Below are 19,144 nucleotides of genomic sequence, written 5' to 3'. Positions count from 1 at the left end.
CATGAGTTTCTCGAACAAGGAACAGGGTCAGGTCAAAGAGGCATTGCTGCCGTCGGCGAAAGACATCGATGCGCTGGTACGTGCCGAGCATCACGATCCGTTTTCCATTCTCGGTCCGCACGGCGACGGTGCCGGCGGGCAATTCATTCGCGCCTATTTACCTGGTGCGCTGAGCGTTGTGGTGATCGATAAGGATTCTGGCGAAGAGCGCGGCCCCTTGGAGCCGAGCGAAACGCCGGGGCTGTTTGTCGGCCATTTCGATCAGGCGCGGCCTTATCGACTGCGTACCCGTTGGGCCGGTGGTGAACAGGAAGCGGAAGATCCCTACAGCTTCGGTCAGTTGCTCGGTGAAATGGATTTGTATCTGTTTGCCGAAGGTAATCACCGCGACCTCAGCGCCTGCCTCGGCGCGCAACTGATGACCGTCGATGGCGTTGATGGCGTGCGTTTCGCCGTGTGGGCGCCGAATGCGCGGCGGGTTTCCGTGGTCGGCGATTTCAACGTCTGGGACGGCCGTCGCCATCCGATGCGCCTGCGTCATCCGTCCGGGGTCTGGGAATTGTTCATCCCGCGCCTGCAAGCGGGGGAGTTGTACAAATACGAAATCCTCGGCAGCCACGGCATTCTGCCGCTCAAGGCTGACCCGATGGCGCTGGCCACCAGTCTGCCGCCGGACACTGCGTCGAAAGTCGCCGCGCCGCTGCGAGTCGACTGGCAGGATCAGGAATGGATGAGCGCTCGCCGCGAACACCAGAAGCATTCGGCGCCGCTGTCGATCTACGAGTTGCACGTCGGCTCCTGGCAATGCGAGCTGGATGATCTGGGTGAGGTTGCACGCCAATACACCTGGCCGGAACTGGCCGAACGCTTGATTCCGTACGTGAAAGAGTTGGGTTTCACCCACATTGAACTGATGCCGATCATGGAACACCCGTTCGGTGGTTCGTGGGGCTATCAGTTGCTCTCGCAATTCGCCCCGAGTGCGCGTTACGGCACACCGGAGCAGTTTGGTGAGTTCGTCAACGCCTGCCATAAAGCCGATATCGGCGTGATCCTCGACTGGGTGCCGGCGCATTTTCCTACCGATACCCACGGCCTCGCGCAGTTCGACGGCACCGCGCTGTACGAGTACGGCAATCCGCTGGAAGGCTTTCACCAGGATTGGGACACGCTGATCTACAACCTCGGCCGCACCGAAGTGCATGGCTACATGCTCGCTTCGGCGTTGCACTGGTTGAAGCATTTCCACATCGATGGCCTGCGCGTGGATGCGGTGGCTTCGATGCTTTATCGCGACTATTCGCGCAAGGCCGGCGAGTGGGTACCGAACCGTCATGGCGGTCGGGAAAACCTGGAGGCCATCGACTTCCTCCGCCACTTGAACGACGTGGTTGAACTGGAAGCACCGGGGGCGCTGGTGATCGCCGAAGAGTCCACCGCGTGGCCCGGCGTCAGCCAGAGTACGCAGCAGGGCGGCCTCGGTTTTGCCTATAAATGGAACATGGGCTGGATGCACGATTCGCTGCATTACATCCAGCAGGACCCGGTGTACCGCGCCCATCATCACAACGAGTTGAGCTTTGGCCTGGTCTACGCCTGGTCCGAACGTTTCATCCTGCCGATCTCCCACGACGAAGTGGTACACGGCAAGCACTCGCTGATCGACAAGATGCCCGGCGATCGCTGGCAGAAATTTGCCAACCTGCGCGCCTACCTGAGTTTCATGTGGACGCATCCGGGCAAGAAACTGCTGTTTATGGGCTGCGAGTTCGGCCAGTGGCGCGAGTGGAACCACGATCAGCAGCTCGACTGGTATCTGCTGCAATACTCCGAGCACAAAGGCGTACAGAAACTGGTCGGCGACCTTAACCGGCTGTACCGCGAGCTGCCGGCACTGCACGATCAGGACGATGCACCGCAAGGCTTTCAGTGGCTGATCGGCGACGATGCGATCAACAGCGTTTATGCCTGGCTGCGCTGGAGCAAGGACGGCGAACCGGTGCTGGTAGTGGCCAACTTCACGCCCGTGCCGCGTCAGTCGTATCGGGTCGGCGTGCCGTTCGCCGGGCGCTGGAGCGAGTTGCTCAACAGCGACGCCGATACTTACGCCGGCTCCAACTATGGCAACGGCGGCGGGGCGTTTACCGAGGAAGTGCCGAGCCATGGCCAGGCGCTGTCGCTGGAACTGAATCTGCCGCCGCTGGCGGTGTTGATCCTCAGACCGGGGGGCTGATCCGATACCGCGTCGCGCCCATCGCGGGCATGACATTCAACATTTCTGTTGGCTGATCCACCGCCATCGCGGGCAAGCCCGCTCCCACAGGGAATTGCATTCCAGGCTGTTCTCACTGGAGAAATGCGATCCATTGTGGGAGCGGGCTTGCCCGCGATGAGGGCCGGACATTCAATAGTTGTATTGGCTGATCCACCGCCATCGCGAGCAGGCTCGCTCCCACAGGGAATTGCATTTCAGGCTGTTCTCCCTGGAGAAATGCGATCCATTGTGGGAGCGGGCTTGCCCGCGATGAGGGTCGGACATTCAATAGTTGTATCGGCTGATCCACTGCCATCGCGAGCAGGCTCGCTCCCACAGGGAATTGCATTTCAGGCTGTTCTCACTGGAGAAATGCGATCCATTGTGGGAGCGGGCTTGCCCGCGATGAGGGCATGACATTCAACATTTCTGTTGGCTGATCCACCGCCTTCGCGGGCAAGCCCGCTCCCACAGGGATACTCATTCCAAATGTGGGAGCGAGCCTGCTCGCGAAGGCGCCAGCCCAGACACTCTGAAAATCCCGTTTCACCAGCGCATCCGCACACCCAGACTGCCGATCAACCCGTTCAGATCATTGTCATCGACATCACTGCTGTAATCGGCGCTGACATACAAACTCACCGCCGGCGTCACCCGCGCCACCAGACCCAAGCCCAGTTCGACGGTCGATGACTTGCGACTGCTGCTGATCTTGTCGACCTGATCCAGCGTCACCGTATTACCCGTATACACCGTGTGCCAGAGGTTGGTGCGCACGTACGGCTCGACCGGCAGGCCGCTCAAGTCATAACTGCCTTTCAAACGCGCACCGACGCGACCGCTCCATGCCGTCAGATCGGTTGACGAGGCATTGCCCGAGCCTGCATAGGGTGTATCGAGGGTGATGCGCTGATTGATCAATTGCGCCTGGGGTTCGACCACCCAGTTTTCGCTCAAGCCAATCGGAAAACCGCCCTCCACCGAGAAGGTCATCGCGCTGCCTTCAGTGGCCTGCCGCGCACCTTGTTCATTGCGGCTGAACCCGCTGACCCGGCCGCCGCTGGCCGACACATCGACGTGCCAACCCTGCGCACCGATCAGACTGTAATAGGCCCCCAGGCTCTGACCCTGCAGATTGAGGGTGTCGGTGTTCGGATCGGCGAGGGCGCGGCTGGTGATCAGCCCATTGCCATTGGCCTGAATCTGGTTTTCGCCGCCGATCAGGCCGATCTTCTGGGTGTGGCCGTTGCCGCTTTGCAAGGTCAGCACGGCGGGGCCTTTGAAGTCACCGCTGCCGGGCGTTGCGAAACCCGAGGACAACACGTCGGTTTGCGCCTGGCGGGCGCTACGTCCATACAATTGGTCCCAGGCACCCGGCGCCAGCTCTTCGGTGAGCAGGTTGGCGCCGCGCAGGTCAGGCCGGGGGCTGAAACGCTGCGGGTCGGGAGTGATGACCGTCGCGGGCAGGTTCATGACCGGTACGTTCTCTCGGTACCAGGGCGTGGTTTCATCCGCCGCAGGGCGGGCCTGCGCCTCCATGGATGAGCACAGCAAGATAGAACTCGACACTGTGCAAAAAGTGATTTTGATCTCGTGTGGTGTGAGTGAAATTTTCATGGAGGTCTACCTTGCAGGCGCATGCGGCATCTCGATGTGGCGTCTCTCCTACCCCGAACGAGGGGCGACCGAATGGAGCGAGGCGAACCGTGGGCGCTCGCTTTCGCGAGAGTCCGGAGGCTCGCCCCGGGTAGTGATTCCGGGGGTAGTAAGGTAGAGATAAGAAGAGTCAGGCCTGTGCGTCAAGAAATTGAACGATGAGCGGTAATGCCGAATCGCGTTACGCAAGCGTTTGTTTTTCTGCACATAACTAAGTGATTGTTTGTATGGAAAATCACTGCGCAGGCCCCGCGCCAGAGGTGTTTTATTGCCGACGGAAGGTCTGTTCGCGGATCGTGATATGCCAACGACCAGCCAAACTGCACAGCGTGTTGCTGTCAATACTACGGCTGGTCGCGATGCCGTCGATGGCGATCAAAGATGCACTTCCACCGCCAATGGCAGGTGATCCGACAGGTGCGTCCACGGCTTGTTGCCGAGGATCTGCGGGTCATGACTGCTGGCGTTGCGCAGGTAAATCCTGTCCAGGCGCAGCAACGGAAAGCGTGCCGGATAAGTCTTCGCCGGGCGGCCATGATGGCGCTCGAACGCTTCGTGCAGATAATCGCGCCGGGCGAGGGCGGTGTTGCCTTGCAACTGCCAGTCATTGAAGTCGCCGGCGATGATCACCGGAGCATCGTCCGGCAACGATTCGAGCAACTGGCAAAGCAGCTGCAACTGCAATTGGCGATGGCTTTCGAGCAGACTCAAATGCACGCAAATCGCGTGGACTTCGGCATGGCCCGGTACATCCAGCACACAGTGCAACAAGCCTCGTCGTTCGGGGCCGGTGATCGACACGTCGAGATTGCGGTATTCGCGGATCGGGTATTTCGACAACAGTGCATTGCCATGATGGCCGTCGGGATAGACCGCGTTGCGCCCATAGGCGAAATCACTCCACATGCTGTCGGCGAGAAATTCGTATTGCGAGGTTTGCGGCCATTCGTTGTAACGGCTCGAATGCCGCTCGTGCTCACCCACTACTTCTTGCAGAAACACCAGATCGGCCGAGGTACTGCGTACCGCCTCGCGCAACTCCGGGAGAATGAAACGCCGGTTGAGCGCGGTGAAACCCTTGTGGGTATTGACCGTCAACACACGCAGGCGATGAATGACGGGGGCGTCGACGGCATGACGCTTGGGATCGCTGGACACGGTTACTCCTCTGAATCCTGAGTGCCTGTTCATGCGACTGATGGGTGAGGGCGGCAGTTCCGTCTGAAAACACCACACCCACTTGGAGGAGCTGCCGAAGGCTGCGATCTTTTGACTTTGCATCTCAAGATCAAAAGATCGCAGCCACCGGCAGTTTTTACAAAATCATTGTGCTGAGGGGATTTAGCGAGACATCGCACCGCCCCAAAACCTGGAATTCAAACCTACAGGAATACCGCGTACTCAGGATTTACGACTGCTGCGCAGCCGATCGGGGCGGTGCGACGGTTCTCTGAATCCCCTCGCCACAGGGGGCAGGTGTCAGTCCGGAATCTGCAAATTATCCAACACCCGATTCACCGCCAGCTCCCCGAACATGATCAGCCGCGAACGGTGGCAGCTGTCAAACAAACAGGGTGGCAGCTGTACGCGGGTTGACCGACCGGACATCAAGGAATCCGGCACACCCGAAGGTGTCCCACGCACAGCCACCGCGACATGACTTCAGAAAATGCCTGAGCAAGTGCGAAACACTGATGCGCCTTGATGTTGGACGGACGGTCAAATCCGATCGCTGATTCGTCAGCGACCGAACCACAATTGAACCCGCCCCAAGGCGCACAAGCCGGCGGATTCTGGCGTAGCTGTAGGCAATTACGCAAGGTCGTGTAGCCTGATTACGTGTCTTGGAGTTTCATTTAAACGCGAGTGTTTAAAAGCAAAAATCGCAACGTTCGGCAGCGCCTACATCGATCCAACGTTGCCGCCCCAAAGCCTTACGCGAACTGCGAGCGCGGCGGCTTATTTCAGGATCACACTCAATGAATTCCTTTGGCGTGCTCGGTCAGCCCTCTACTGTGCGGCTTCTACTTATACCGTTTGGTTGTGGACTTGATGTGGCCAGATTTGTTCTGTTTGCGCTATATGGAGACGTGCTGGTATTAGCCCCGACACTGCATAAATGCGTCAAGCGGTGCGTGTGATCAATGACCTGTTTTTGATGAGCTCGATTTGAAAAAGCTTCCTGACAAAAATCATGTAGGACGTATCGAATGGGGCTTCACTTTCCTGGGAAAGCGTTACCCCGTCCAATAGCTGCTTATGTTAGTTACTGTTCAGCGAAAGAACGCCAGCTTTAGCAGCAAGTCCCCTCCACAGCCCTTTGTTGGACAGTGGAAGGGGAATTAACGTTTTTTCGTATTGTAGCGATCAGTGGCACTGATGCAGTGAGGGTTCATTTCATGCGTAGACCATGACAGAGGTTGGAAGTATTGAATCCCATGTGGATGAACTCATCCTGATCGTATGGTGGTCTGTGGCTCAAAAATATAGTAGCGACGGGGGTGTCTGCGTTACGAGAAACTGTAATCCAGAAATGCCTGCTGGTGTCCCTGTCGTGGCGGTATTTGGTGTTTAAAACAGCTATGTGCTTGGGGTGATCTTCACTGATGATGTCGGCTCCGCCGACTGAGTTAGCCCATAGTCTGTAATTTTCATGATTAAACTTCTGGTCACCGGAATAGATATATCGGACGACGTTGAATGTAGCGACGAGGAATTGCTTACTCTGGCCGACACTGTCTCGCACGGTGATGGTGGCTGTTCCATTTCCTTCACTTCTGACGATGCCGTTCAAATCTACAGAGGCGACGAGAGGGTCGGAGGACGTGTAGGTGTAGGGCGGGACTCCACCCCGGACATCACGTTTGCGTGCTGTATTAACGGGGTCTATTCCAGTAGATGGCCAAGGTAGCCCCGAACCTGCGATCGAGATATTGAAACCGGTGAGGGTGATCGGGGACGTGTCCACGATGAGTTCGGGATGCGTGGGAGGATTCAGGTTCACCACGGTGAGGGTGGTGTCTTGGGTGTCGGCGGGCAGCACGCCGTCGACCACCCCGACCACCACTGGTTCGTGCAGTTCCAGGCGCGGTTCGCCGATTTGCAGCGGGCCGGTGCGACCGGGGATGTCGAGTTCCTTGATAATCAGGGTGCTGTTTTCGGGCAGATCGTTGGTGGACATGGTGCGTACTCCGTTCGGGAAGGTGACGGAGTGATTGAATATGGGATCGGGGAATTGCGCACCTGTCAGATCTGACAGGTGCGCAGGGGTTTTCGACGAACGGTCATTAGGAGAGAGTGGAGAGCAATCGCTGCCTTCGGCAGCTCATAGCCATTGTGGCGAGGGAGCTTGTCGAATCGTCGCACCGTCCCGCTGGGCTGCGCAGCAGCCCCAAAACCTGAGAATTCAATTCCTCATAAAACCGCATGCTTCTGAGCTGCCGCACACTGCGATCTTTTGATTTATCCCTCAGACCCGCAACTGAATCTGCCGCCCCACCACACCCATCACATCGCGCAGCAACATCGCCGCCGCATGGGCCAGTTGCTGCACATCGGCGCCTTTGGCTGAGGTGATGTCGAGACTGGCCAGGCTCTCCATCATCTGCGTCACCGCCAGAAACCGACTCGCCGTACTGGCGTGCAACACATCCAGCGGTGCTTCGGTGGAGACCAGCAACACGGGGATGCTGTCTTCGTTATGCGTCATCGAAAGGTGTTGATTTGACGAGAACGATTTGAAATAGCTTCCTGACAAAAGTCATGTAGGTCGTATCGAATGGGGCTTCACTTTCCTGGGAAAGCGTTACCCCGTCCAATAGCTGCTTATGTTAGTTACTGTTCAGCGAAAGAACGCCAGCTTTAGGAGCAAGCCCCCTCCACTGCCCTTTGTTAGGCAGTGGAAGGGGAATTAACGTTTTTTCGTATTGTCGCGATCAGTGGCACTGATGCAGTGAAGGTTCATCTCATGCGTAGACCATGACAGAGTTTGGATGTATTCCATCCCAAGCTGATGAACTCATCCCGATCGTATAGTGGTGTGCGGCTCAAAAATATGCTGGAGACGGGGGTGTCTGGGTTAGTAGAAAATGTAATCCAGAAATTTCTGCTGGCGTCCCTGTCGTGGCGGTATTTGGTGTTTAAAACAGCTATGTGCTTGGGGCGATCTTCACTGATGATGTCGGCTCCGCCGACTGAGTTAGCCCATAGTTTGTAATTTTCATGATTGAACTGCTGGTTACCGGAATAAATATAGCGGACGACGTTGAATGTAGCGACGAGGAATTGCTTACTCTGGCCGACACTGTCTCGCACGGTGATGGTGGCTGTTCCATTTCCTTCACTTCTGACGGTGCCGTTCAAATCTACAGAGGCGACGAGAGGGTCGGAGGACGTGTAGGTGTAGGGCGGGACTCCACCCCGGACATCACGTTTGCGTGCTGTATTAACGGGGTCTATTCCGGTAGATGGCCAAGGTAGCCCCGAGCCTGCGATCGAGATATTGAAACCGTTGAGGGTAAGCGGTGACGGATCCACTACCAGTTCTGGATACGCTGGGGTCACGGTCAAGATTCTTGCATTTGAATAAACCGGACTCACAGCATAAAGCGCCTCGGCAAACAAACGTCGTGCACCAACAACAACGGTGATCACTTTCTCCCACTCGCCCGTGGTTACATGAGCAGTCGCTTTGCCTTTGGAAACCGCCCCCGATCCGCTGCCATCAAAAATTTCTACTTGCTGGCCGCGGGTTGCCTTGCCTTTGAGTGTCAGTGTTGTGCTTGAGGTGCTGGTGCCTTCTGGCACCTCCTTGTTGCCGGCATCAAGTACATTGACCAGTGTCGGCGCCACGTTGGCTATAACGGTCAGCGTTCTGGCGCCGGAGCTGGAGCCTGGCGCGTACATCGCCTTGGCGGTAAAACTGTGCGCCGCAACGCTCAGGCCGGTGACAGTCAAGGTCCAGATGCCTGATGTCGCATCGGCGGTGGCTTGGCCCTTGCTGGTCGCGCCGACGAAGATTTCGACTTTCTGGCCTTTGGCGGCGTTGCCGCTCAGGGTTACGGCCGTTTCGATGGTCAAGCCGGCGTTGGGAATTTCAATCCCGCTTGGGCTGCCTTTGACCGACGTCAGCGTGGGGGCAGTGGCCTCCGTCACTATCAGCGTCCTGACGGCGGATTCCTCACCCGAGCCATACAAGGCCTTGGCTTTGAAACTGTGCGTCGCGACGCTCAGGCCGGTAACGACCTGGGTCCATACGCCGGAGCCATTGGCGGTGGGTTCATGCAGTGCGGTGCTGCCATCGAGCAAGCGGACTTTCTGGTTGGGGCTGGCTGTGCCGGTGACGGTGACGGTACGGTCAAAGGTAATGCCACCGGGTGCGACCGTGCCTTTGGAGTCGGTGATGTTGGTGATGGTTGGCGTCACTGCTTGGGCGACGGTGAAAGTACGTGGCGGAGTCGACACCGGGCCATCGCCATACAAGGCGAGTGCGGTGAGGCTGTAAGCCTTGACGGTCAACGCACTGACGACCTGGGTCCATACGCCGGAGCCGTTGGCGGTGGGTTCATGCAGAGTGTTGTTGCCATCGCGCAAACGGACTTTCTGGTTGGGACTGGCCGTGCCGGTGACGGTGACAGAGCGGTCGAAGGTAGTGCCTCCTTGCACGACCGGGCCTTTGGAATCGGTGACGTTGTCGATGCTGGGCGCCCCCGCTTGGGCAACGTTGAACGTGCGCGGCGGAGCCGACACCGGGCCATCGCCATATAAGGCGAGTGCGGTGAGGCTGTAAGCCCTGACGGTCAACGCACTGACGACTTGGGTCCAAACGCCGGAGGCATTGGCAGTGGGTTCATGCACTGTATTGGTGCCATCGCGCAAGCGGACTTTCTGGTTGGGGCTGGCCTTGCCAGTGACGGTAACGGAGCGGTCGAAGGTAATGCCTCCTTGCCAGACCGGGCCTTTGGAATCGGTGACGTTGTCGATGCTGGGTGTGACTTGCGCCACCACCTGCAATTCTCTGATGGCTGATTCCACGCCTGAACCGTACAGGGCCTTGGCTTTGAAACCGTCCGGTGGGTCAGCCTCCTCGACTTTCGGCACCGGCAGTGTGGCGTGCAGGTGGGCCACGTTGACCAGCAGCCGCTCTGACTCGATGACGCCGTAGAGCGCGACCTTATCGTTGGACACCCGGTATGAAAGGTCGAGACGGCCCTGATCCAGCACCCGGATGTGCTCATTGGTTACATAAAGCGTCACCAGTCCCTGCCTGGCTTCGTTGTCGCTGACAGTATGTTGCGCTTCGTGCCGATAAGATTGGCCGCCGGCGCGTGTCCCTGCCCATATCAGATTGATCAGGTCGCCATTGGCGATGTCCGGGTAGCTAACATCCACGGTGGCCTGGGCCTCGTCCGGCTCAAGCGTGTCGCCAAACAGTTCGCGAATGGTCGGCTCGGGCAGCATCGAAACGTCACCGATCACCTCGGCAAAGGCGCGTTTTGATGACAGGGGAGGGGCGCCATTTTTTTTCGTCAGCACATACGAAGCATCGCCCAACCCCATGGCAATGGCTCTGATCTGCGCATAAGGCACCTTAAACTCCAGAATGCTTGGAATGCTGACAACCGATTTGGACTCGGTATGAATCAAAGGCTTGCCGTTCAGGGGCGTGCCAATCCAGGACATCGTCACGGTGTCACCAAGCTCGAAGTCCGCGGACTCGAGCTTGACCTGGACGGTGATGTCCAGTTTGTTCAGATCCTTGATGGTGATGACGCCGTTGATCGCCTCTTTGATGATGGGCATTCCCAGACGCCAGGCACCGGCTTCTACCCGCACGCGAGCGCTTTGTGAATGGCGGACGGTCCAGTTCCACACCTCGTCATGAATGTCGTAGCGCAACACCAGCGCGTCGTTGTCGCCACCGGCCAGAATCGCGGCCTGATCGGCAATGATCACGATTGGCGTCTTGTGATCCACCTCGTCCTGCGTCACGGTGTGGGGCGCAAGAGCGGTGCTGCCCCATTTCACCAGCACCGTGTCGCGCACTGCCATGTCCGGGTAGAAAGGCACGGTCACGGGCACGCCTTTTTTGGCCCACTCGGCATCAATGCCCTGTTGCACGACCTCAGGGGGCAGAGAGACCGGAAACAGTTTGCCATGGCCGTCAGGATCATTCGGGTGATCATCTCGCCCGCCGGGACGGGTGAGCTTGACCAGCAAACGCTGTGATACAGCAGGGTCATCCGGCGCGGTGCCACCGAAACGGGTCAACTGGTAATGACACTCCTCAGCCCAGCCCGGTCGGGCGATCGCTACAGGCAGGTAAAAGAACAGCGGAAAGTCGACTTCATCGGCCTCTACTTCTTTGGTGAAAACAGATTGTTTGTCCCAGTAGATAACGTGTTTATCTCCCACGTGCATGCCTATGTACGCAGGGATCACACACAGTATGCCGGCATCGCTGTCTTCGACCACTTTGAGATTGATACCGCCATCACCGTCCTGGATGGGATCCACCATCCCCGGAATAACAAGCGGGCGCAGCGCCAGTGTTGCGTTATCGAAATCAATATCGGGGAATAGAAAGGGGCTTTTGGAAGACATCTCGGAACTCCTGTTGTGCGCGATGCCAACAACTGCAGGCATGAAAGGGTTCGTTTGATTGGGCGCTAACAGAGGCGGATTGGCTACTGTCAGATCTGACAGGTGTGCGCGGTTTTCCGATGAACGGTATTTAGTCATCAATTGAAGCCAGTATCGGCGTGCGAGCGATGCAGGGGGTTGGCATTCCATGGCGGAGTTGCCGAAGGCCGTGATCTTTTGATGTAGAACTTCAAAATCAACAGATCGCGGCCTTGGGCAGTCCCTACATAGTCATAGTGGCGAGGGAGCCGTTATCAGTCCGGCACTTGCAAATTATCCAGCACCCGATTCACCGCCAGCTCCCCGAGCATGATCAGCTGCGCAATCCCCGACAACGTTCTGCGTTGCGACGCTGGCAAGAGGTGGGCGAAGTCACTGGCGATAGTTCTTGCCGAAGCAAGGGTCTCGAAGGCATCGGCCAGCATCTCCTCGTTTTTTTGAAGTCGGCGGTAACGGCGTACATCCTGCGGGTTCTGCGGGGCGGTGGCGTGGACCCGGGCGGACAGAGATAGTGATCGAGGGCGCGGTCGGCGGCGTCGTTGAGCTTCTTCGAATCGAGGGATTCGTAGGGGGAGGTGAGGTCGGTTTCGGGCGGGTTAGGTGTTGGTTTTCAGAGAATTCAGCGCGGGAAAGTACAACTGCTTGAGGGCTTGCGGATGTTGGGACGTGGTCATGGCGGCGGACTCCGGTCGGTAGTTGGGGCGACGGAGTGATTGAACGCGGGATCGGGGAATAGCGCACCTGTCAGATCTGACAGGTGCGCAGGGGTTCTCGACGAACGGTCATTAGGAAAAAGCGGAGTTTAAAGGGGCGCAGCCTCCGCATTTCCTACACAGGGCGGGCCTGAAGTCGTTCAGACGAAGACAATTTCATACGGCAAACGCATCCGCTCAAGGATCACCGGCGGCAGCATCGGCGCGATGCCGATGGCCGGTTCGCCTTTGAGCTGGCTGGCGTAGGCGTGGGTGGCGTGGCTTTTGCGCGCGACGGTCCAGGTATCGAGGCGCAGTTTGCGTGCGCGTTCCCAGGGGATCAGTTTTTGGTCGCGCTCCGGCCAGTGCCATGCCCAGACCGGCACGTCGTGGAAGGTCGCACCGGCCAGTTCGGCGGCTTCGGCGCTGGCGCGACCGACCGCTTCATGATCGTCATTGCGGTCTCCGCGCCAGGTGCTGAACACCACGTCGCCGGGGCGCAGGTAGCGGCCGATGAACTCGGTGAGCTGGCTGTGCTGATCGTTCAGGGCGTTGTCGGTGAAACCGCCGCGCACCCATTTCAGGCTGTGCATTGGCAGACCGAGACGGCGCAGGGCTTCGACACTTTCCTGCGGGCGAAACACGCTCAGGCGTTTTTCCGACCATTGCCGGGAACCGGGGTGACTGGCGCTGCCGTCGGTGATGGACAGCAACTGCAATGGATGGCCGAGGCTTGAAAGTAATTGCAGCAATCCGCCGCAGGTCACGACTTCATCGCCGGGGTGCGGGGCGATCACCACGGCGCGGGCGCCGGGTGGCACGAGGCTGCGGGTGTTGATGACAGGAATGTTGTCCAGTTGCGGGGCGCTGTTCCAGATTTGCGCCGACGGACTGTTTTCGGTGAGCGATAACGGTTTCATGGGTGCGACGTCCTTGTGTGGTCTCGCCCTCAGTCGTGCCCGTGGCCATGAATATCTGGCGCGGCCGACCCGTGAAGGCTGGTTGATTGCGGTGCGACGCTCCGAACCCTGGATTGCCGCGCAGCAGAGTATTGCTCATGAAGTGACGTTCGTCGCGTCACAGATCAATCTGATCCGTATTTTTTTGCTCTATCTGTGCCAGTTTTCGCAAATAGTCACCAAATCCGCCTCGCGCACGGCTGTCGAAACGAGCGCTGGTGTGAACTTGCGGGCGATAACTCCAGGCGATGTTTGCGCCAACCAGTTCCAGCTCGCGCACCAGTTGCACATCTTCATCGCACGCCAGTGGCTTAAAGCCGCCGGCCCAGCGATAGGCATCAGCGCTGACGCCCAGGTTAGCGCCGTGGATATGCCGATGGCCATCGCAGGCGCGGTAGTGGCGGTGGTAGCGGATTTGCGCCGCGGCATCGAATGACTCGTGCCAGCGCTCGACCGTGACGGTGCCGCACACCGCGTCGGCGCCCAGTCCGAGCTGGGCCACCAGCCAGTCATCGGCGACGCGGCTGTCGGCGTCCGAGCAGGAAATCCAGCGGGCGCCGCGCTCCAACAGCACCTGAGCGCCGGCAGCGCGGGCCTGGCCGACATTGCGCGCGTCGATGTGCAGGCTCAGCACCGGGTAGTTATCTACAATCTGTGCCGAGCGGTCGGTGCAGCTGTCGAGCACCACCAGCACTTCAACCGGTTCGCCCGCGAGCAAACCGTGGCGGCTCGCACGCATGGCGGCGCTCAGGCACTCATCGAGCAGGTCCTCTTCGTTGTGCGCCGGAATCAGAATGCCAATCATCGCAAACCCTCCAGCGCGGCCACCGAACGGGGCTCACGGCTCCAGACTTCAAGGATGAAATCCGCCTCTTGATGCAGCACCAGACGCGGCAACTTGAGTTGCTCGTGGATCAAGTCGTGAACCTGCCGTGCGTTCAGCGGGCAATCATCAATGGGCGGGCGCCAATGGCAGGCGAGCAATTGCCCGTCGGCCGTCAGGGAATCAGTGATCCGGCGGATCACGTCTGTCAGATCCTTACTGTCGAGGTAGTAGCCGATTTCGCTAAATACAATCAGGTCGAATTTTTCTTCCGGCCAATCACTTGGCAAGCGACTTTGCCGCACCTGAGCGTGGTCAAACAGGCTCAGTCGGGTGGTCGCCAGTTTGACCGCGGTGCTCGCCGTGTCACAGCACAGCAAGCGGTCGCAGCGCGTGGCCAGTTCAGCGCTCAACTCACCGTTGGCGCAGCCCGGTTCGAAAATCGAGCGGTAATGCGGGCGCGGCAATGCGGCGAGAGTGATTGCGCGTTTGCGTTGCTCGTACCAGCGCTCGCGAAAGGCCCACGGGTCGTCGTTGCCGGCGAACAGGCCATCGAAGTAGCGATCTTCGACGCTCATAGAAACACCACCTCGAATGGCTGCAGCAGGCGATCTAGCACATAGGGCGCCAGCACCGGACCAAGCCCTGCTTCGGGATCGCCTTCGAGCTGACTGGCGAAGGCATGTACAGCATGGCGTTTGCGCGCCACCTGCGCCGGCGACAACAGAATCTTGCGCGCCCGTTGCCACGGCACAGCGGCGTCTTCGGGCGTTGCCCAGTGCCAAGTCCACACGGGCAACTCGTGACAAGTCGCACCGACTCTTTGCGCCGCCTCGGCACTGGCGCGGCCGACAGCCTCGTGATCGCAATGGCCGTCCTCGCACCACGTGGTGAAGACCACATCATCGGGGCGCAGGTGGCGTTCGATAAACTCGCTCAGTGCCTGTTCTTGAGAGGCCACTTGCGTATCGCTGAAGCCGCCGCGCAACCATTTCAGGCGATGCATGGGCACACCTAGCCGGCGCAATGCTTCGGCGGACTCCTGTGGGCGAATCATGCTGAGGCGTTCGACGGGCCAGCGTTCGGAACCGGGATGACTGGCGCTGCCGTCAGTCACGGAGATCAACTGCAACGGACGGCCAGCGGCGGCGAGCAGTTGCAGCAAGCCGCCGCAGCCGAGCACTTCGTCATCGGGATGCGGGGCGATGACCACCGCACGCGAGCCCGGTGGCACCAGATCAAGAATGTCGATGCGTTGCAGTTGCGCCAGATGTCGGGAGCCCTGCCATTGCTGCAGGGTCGTGCCTTGGCCGACGATTGGATTATCTTTTTTGACGGCGTTCATAGCGTCCATGCCTCTTTCGGTTGCGCGGCGACGATATGGCCGAGGGCCGCGAGGTCGCGTTCGGCGTGGCTCTGGCGCAGGAAGACCGGCAGGTCGGCGAGCAGTCGGGCGAAATGCCGATCCTTGCAGTAAGGCCCGGCACCCAGTGCGCGACCGACATCACGGATGACTTGCTCGGCAGACTGTTCAACCACTGCGCGGGCGCGCCGAGCCAGCAGTTCGGCGTTGGCTTGGGGGTGCGCATCAATGTGCAAAGCGCTGAAGCGCAGGACATCGGCCGCCGCCTGCAACGCCGCGTCGACCGCGCCGAGATGGGCAAGGGCGTGCGGCTCTTCATGTTGCGCGCAGTGTTGGCGCAGCGCCTCGGCAATCTGCCGCGCGGCGCCGTACCAGCAGGAGGCAATGCCGATCCCGCCCTGCCAGAAACCCGGGCGTTGCAGGTAGTCGCCGGGGTTGCCGATGGCTTGGCCCTCGGCGCCCTCGAACACTACTTCGACGCTGCCGGTGGCGCCCATGCCCACCGCTTGCCAGCCTTGATCGGTAATGCTCACGCCCGGTTGATCGAGCGCCACCGCCACCAGTTGCTGCTGATCATCGGCATCCCACGCGGTGAGCAGCGCATGGCTGAGCACCGCCGCGCCGGAACACCAGGCCTTGCGCCCGTGCAGCGCGACCATGTGCCCGGCGGGGCGCACTTGTACCCGCGCCTGCGGTGGTTCCGCGGCCCACATGCCCCAGGTGCTACCCGGCGTTGGCGAACCACCCAGTTGCTCGATGATCGACAGCGCGTCGGTGTGACCTTCATAGAGTTTGCACAGCCCCAGATCATGTCCGCCGACATCGGCCAGATGCCGGAAGCGCTCCAGCGTGTGGCCACTGCCCGGCAGCGGTAAACGATCCAGCCCGGCCTCGACCATCGCCCGCAGGCAACCGCCGAGGGCTACGATGTTGGCGTAGTCCGGTGGCCGGCGCGCGAGATAGTTCTGCAGTTCCATATCAATCTTCTTCTTCGCGTTGCAGTTCAAACAGCAGCAACGAACGGCCGGTGACTGAATATTCGTGACCGAAGTCGAAGCGTTCCTGACCGCGAATCGACGGCTGATTGGTGTCGATCATGCAGGTCCAGAAACTGCCTTCAGGCACTTCCGGCAAGGTGAAGTTGACGATGTCGTGATGGGCGTTGACCACCAGCAGCAGGGTCGCGTCGGCGCCCTTGCGGCGAATGCCGGTTTCCTGTGCACGGCCATCGAGGAGCATGCCCAGGCACCGGTTGTGCGCGTCATGCCAATGTTCGGTGGTCATCTCGGTGGCATCGGGGGCGAGCCAGGTCACGTCCTTTACGCCGATGTCCTCGTTGTATTCGCCGACCAGAAAGCGGCCGCGACGCAGGATCGGGTAAGCCAGGCGCAACTTGATCAGGCGTTTGACGAATTTCAGCAGGGCTTTGCCGTCCTCGCTCAGGTCCCAGTTGACCCAACCGATTTCACTGTCCTGACAGTACGCGTTGTTGTTGCCGTCCTGAGTTCGGGCGAATTCGTCGCCGGCAACGATCATCGGTGTGCCTTGTGACAGCAGCAGGGTGGCGAAGAAATTGCGCATCTGCCGATGGCGCAGCGCATTGATTTCGGGATCGTCGGTTGGCCCTTCGACACCGTGGTTCCACGACAGGTTGTTGTTGCTGCCGTCCTGATTGTTCTCGTCGTTGGCTTCGTTGTGCTTGTCGTTGTACGACACCAGATCGTTGAGGGTGAAGCCGTCGTGGGCGGTGATGAAGTTCACCGACGAATACGGCCGCCGTCCGCGCTGGTTGAACATCTCGCCCGACGCGGTCATGCGGCTGGCGAAGTCGGCGACCTGGCCGTCATCGCCTTTCCAGAAGGCGCGCACGGTGTCGCGGAATTTGTCGTTCCACTCAACCCAGCCCGGCGGGAAGTTGCCGACCTGATAGCCGCCGGGGCCGCAGTCCCAAGGTTCGGCAATCATTTTCACCTGACGCAGCACCGGGTCCTGACGGCAGGCGACGAGGAAGCTGTGGCGCTCATCAAAACCGTCGTGATAACGACCGAGAATGGTCGCCAGATCGAAGCGGAAGCCGTCGACATGCATCTCGCTGGCCCAATAGCGCAGCGAGTCGGTGACCATTTGCAGCACGCACGGGTGGCTCAGGTCCAACGTGTTGCCGGTGCCGGAATCGTTGATGTAGAAGCGTTTGTCATCCGGCATCAGTCGGTAGTACGAGGCGTTGTCGATGCCGCGCATCGACAGGGTCGGGCCTTGTTCGTTGCCCTCGGCGGTGTGGTTGTAGACCACGTCGAGGATCACTTCCAGATTGGCCTCGTGCAGGTGCGCGACCATTTCCTTGAACTCGGCGATCTTGCCGCTGGCGAGATAGCGCGGGTCCGGGGCGAAGAACGCGATGCTGTTGTAACCCCAGTAGTTGGTCATGCCTTTGTGCAGCAAATGCTGATCGTTGACGAAGGCATGGATCGGTAGCAACTCGACCGTGGACACGCCAAGTTTGCGGATGTGTTCCAGCACGTCATCGACCATCAGCCCGGCGAAGGTGCCGCGCACGTTCTCCGGCACCGACGGGTGACGCATGCTGATGCCGCGCACGTGGGTCTCATAAATGATCGTTTTGTCCCAAGGAATGCTGACGCGGTGGTCGTTGCCCCAGGTGTGCGCCGGGTCGATGACCTTGCACTTGGGCACGAACGGCGCGCTGTCGCGTTCGTCGAAACTGAGGTCGGCGTCGGGATGGCCGATGGTGTAGCCGAACAGCGCTTCCGACCATTTCAGCTCGCCGACCAGTTGTTTGGCGTACGGGTCGATAAGCAATTTGTTGTGGTTGAAGCGATGACCGTTGGCCGGGTCATACGGGCCGTAAACGCGATAGCCGTAGATCAGCCCGGGATGCGCGTCGGGCAAATAACCGTGGAAAATCTCGTCGGTGTATTCTGGCAGTTCGATGCGTTCGAGTTCGACCTCGCCTGCGTCGTCGAAGATGCACAGTTCGACCTTGGTGGCGTTGGCGGAGAACAGGGCAAAGTTCACCCCCAGGCCATCCCAGGTCGCACCGAGCGGGAAGGGCAGGCCTTCGCGGATTCTCGAGGGTTCGGCGTGCGTGACGGGCTCGGCTTTGTTTGGTCGGGTCATGATTGCTCCTGCAAAAATCGGGGGTCGTTCGGTTAAACCTGAACCTGTGGCAGAGTGATTTTGTGGTGAGGGGATTTATCCCCGATCGGCTGCGTAGCAGTCGCAAAACCATTGGATGCGGTGTGGCAGATGCTCCGCATTTGTTGTTTTTGGGGTCGCTTCGCAACCCATCGGGGATAAATCTCCTCACCACAGAGGTCTTCACCCACATGGCGGTTAGTATTTTTTGAGGACGAGTTGGCCCTCTGTGGCGAGCAAGCCCGCCACACGGTTGTTCAGTTCAATAAAACGGGTAGCGTCAGTTCGCCGGGGGCTTGCGCGCAGCTCGCGGCTTTTTCTCGACGGCTTTCTCGCCCGGGGGAATCACTTTCGCAGCACTTGCTGGCTTGGCTTTGGCCGGGGTTTTGGGTTTGGCGGCGGGTGCTTTCACCTCGGCGGTTTTGCCGGCAGCCTTGCTGCCCGCCGCCTTCGGCGATTTTTTCGGCGCCAGGGCTTCGGCTTCGGCCAGCTTGCGCGCCATTTCCCAGTGGCGATCTTCCTGGCCTTCGGGTTTACCCTCCGACTCCCAGATCTGATAGGCGAATTCGCGGATGCGTTTATCGTCGGTGCTCATCGCAA

The 19,144-nt window shown here is 59.4% G+C and carries 13 protein-coding genes and 1 pseudogene; 1 reads left to right on the top strand and 13 read right to left on the bottom strand.

Features of this window, described 5'->3' with window-relative positions:
• Window position 1 precedes the first annotated feature (1 nt).
• Window positions 2-2,233 carry a 1,4-alpha-glucan branching protein GlgB gene (gene glgB, locus KI231_RS15350; RefSeq protein ID WP_103302143.1) on the top strand — a complete coding sequence of 744 codons (2,232 nt, stop codon included), beginning with the start codon at window positions 2-4 and terminating at the stop codon, window positions 2,231-2,233.
• 567 nt (window positions 2,234-2,800) lie between these two features.
• On the opposite strand, the gene KI231_RS15345 is transcribed toward glgB, so the two are convergent.
• The 13 genes and pseudogenes from KI231_RS15345 to KI231_RS15285 form a co-directional block, all read right to left on the bottom strand.
• Window positions 2,801-3,871, bottom strand: coding sequence for an autotransporter domain-containing protein (locus KI231_RS15345; protein ID WP_212808953.1), 1,071 nt, complete (start codon window positions 3,869-3,871; stop codon window positions 2,801-2,803).
• 414 nt (window positions 3,872-4,285) lie between these two features.
• Complete coding sequence (locus KI231_RS15340; RefSeq protein WP_103302141.1) at window positions 4,286-5,068, bottom strand: endonuclease/exonuclease/phosphatase family protein; 783 nt, start codon at window positions 5,066-5,068, stop codon at window positions 4,286-4,288.
• 1,234 nt (window positions 5,069-6,302) lie between these two features.
• Window positions 6,303-7,091: an immunoglobulin-like domain-containing protein gene (locus tag KI231_RS15335; RefSeq protein WP_212808952.1), complete on the bottom strand. Its 789-nt coding sequence runs from the start codon at window positions 7,089-7,091 to the stop codon at window positions 6,303-6,305.
• A gap of 288 nt (window positions 7,092-7,379) precedes the next feature.
• Window positions 7,380-7,619 (bottom strand): short-chain dehydrogenase, encoded by a 240-nt coding sequence (locus KI231_RS15330; protein ID WP_212808951.1) that lies wholly within the window; start codon window positions 7,617-7,619, stop codon window positions 7,380-7,382.
• 251 nt (window positions 7,620-7,870) lie between these two features.
• A complete protein-coding gene (locus KI231_RS15325) occupies window positions 7,871-11,512 on the bottom strand; it encodes an immunoglobulin-like domain-containing protein (protein ID WP_212808950.1) in 3,642 nt (1,213 codons plus the stop codon).
• A 293-nt stretch (window positions 11,513-11,805) separates the two neighbouring features.
• Window positions 11,806-12,161: pseudogene (locus KI231_RS15320) on the bottom strand (DUF6124 family protein); the annotation flags it as partial.
• A 243-nt stretch (window positions 12,162-12,404) separates the two neighbouring features.
• Entirely contained in the window at window positions 12,405-13,163 is a 759-nt protein-coding gene (locus KI231_RS15315; RefSeq protein WP_103302139.1) for a PIG-L deacetylase family protein, read from the bottom strand.
• A 157-nt stretch (window positions 13,164-13,320) separates the two neighbouring features.
• The gene (locus KI231_RS15310) at window positions 13,321-14,007 is read right to left on the bottom strand and encodes a glycosyltransferase family 2 protein (protein ID WP_212808949.1); all 687 of its coding nucleotides are present in this window, start codon (window positions 14,005-14,007) and stop codon (window positions 13,321-13,323) included.
• Window positions 14,004-14,603 (bottom strand): class I SAM-dependent methyltransferase, encoded by a 600-nt coding sequence (locus tag KI231_RS15305; RefSeq protein WP_212808948.1) that lies wholly within the window; start codon window positions 14,601-14,603, stop codon window positions 14,004-14,006. The genes KI231_RS15310 and KI231_RS15305 overlap by 4 nt, the downstream gene beginning before the upstream one ends.
• Window positions 14,600-15,370: a PIG-L deacetylase family protein gene (locus KI231_RS15300; RefSeq protein WP_212808947.1), complete on the bottom strand. Its 771-nt coding sequence runs from the start codon at window positions 15,368-15,370 to the stop codon at window positions 14,600-14,602. Before KI231_RS15300 ends, KI231_RS15305 begins: the two co-directional genes overlap by 4 nt.
• A complete protein-coding gene (locus KI231_RS15295; protein WP_212808946.1) occupies window positions 15,367-16,365 on the bottom strand; it encodes an acyl-CoA dehydrogenase family protein in 999 nt (332 codons plus the stop codon). The genes KI231_RS15300 and KI231_RS15295 overlap by 4 nt, the downstream gene beginning before the upstream one ends.
• A gap of 1 nt (window position 16,366) precedes the next feature.
• Complete coding sequence (gene glgX, locus KI231_RS15290) at window positions 16,367-18,526, bottom strand: glycogen debranching protein GlgX (protein ID WP_103302134.1); 2,160 nt, start codon at window positions 18,524-18,526, stop codon at window positions 16,367-16,369.
• Window positions 18,527-18,824: 298 nt separating this feature from the next.
• Window positions 18,825-19,139, bottom strand: coding sequence for a DUF2934 domain-containing protein (locus tag KI231_RS15285; RefSeq protein ID WP_212808945.1), 315 nt, complete (start codon window positions 19,137-19,139; stop codon window positions 18,825-18,827).
• Between the last annotated feature and the right edge of the window lie 5 nt (window positions 19,140-19,144).

It is taken from the genome of Pseudomonas sp. Seg1 (genome assembly GCF_018326005.1).
Lineage (GTDB): Bacteria > Pseudomonadota > Gammaproteobacteria > Pseudomonadales > Pseudomonadaceae > Aquipseudomonas.
The sequence above is the reverse complement of the archived record's forward strand: the minus strand, read 5'-3'. Positions and strand labels throughout refer to the sequence as shown.

Excerpts from the sequence above, each read along its gene's own strand:
- KI231_RS15335 (WP_212808952.1), bottom strand. The coding sequence starts at position 7,091 with ATGTCCACCAACGATCTGCCCGAAAACAGCACCCTGATTATCAAGGAA.
- KI231_RS15285 (WP_212808945.1), bottom strand. The coding sequence starts at position 19,139 with ATGAGCACCGACGATAAACGCATCCGCGAATTCGCCTATCAGATCTGG.
- KI231_RS15345 (WP_212808953.1), bottom strand. The coding sequence starts at position 3,871 with ATGAAAATTTCACTCACACCACACGAGATCAAAATCACTTTTTGCACA.
- KI231_RS15300 (WP_212808947.1), bottom strand. The coding sequence starts at position 15,370 with ATGAACGCCGTCAAAAAAGATAATCCAATCGTCGGCCAAGGCACGACC.
- glgB (WP_103302143.1), top strand. The coding sequence starts at position 2 with ATGAGTTTCTCGAACAAGGAACAGGGTCAGGTCAAAGAGGCATTGCTG.
- KI231_RS15305 (WP_212808948.1), bottom strand. The coding sequence starts at position 14,603 with ATGAGCGTCGAAGATCGCTACTTCGATGGCCTGTTCGCCGGCAACGAC.
- KI231_RS15330 (WP_212808951.1), bottom strand. The coding sequence starts at position 7,619 with ATGACGCATAACGAAGACAGCATCCCCGTGTTGCTGGTCTCCACCGAA.
- KI231_RS15315 (WP_103302139.1), bottom strand. The coding sequence starts at position 13,163 with ATGAAACCGTTATCGCTCACCGAAAACAGTCCGTCGGCGCAAATCTGG.
- KI231_RS15295 (WP_212808946.1), bottom strand. The coding sequence starts at position 16,365 with ATGGAACTGCAGAACTATCTCGCGCGCCGGCCACCGGACTACGCCAAC.
- glgX (WP_103302134.1), bottom strand. The coding sequence starts at position 18,526 with ATGACCCGACCAAACAAAGCCGAGCCCGTCACGCACGCCGAACCCTCG.
- KI231_RS15310 (WP_212808949.1), bottom strand. The coding sequence starts at position 14,007 with ATGATTGGCATTCTGATTCCGGCGCACAACGAAGAGGACCTGCTCGAT.
- KI231_RS15325 (WP_212808950.1), bottom strand. The coding sequence starts at position 11,512 with ATGTCTTCCAAAAGCCCCTTTCTATTCCCCGATATTGATTTCGATAAC.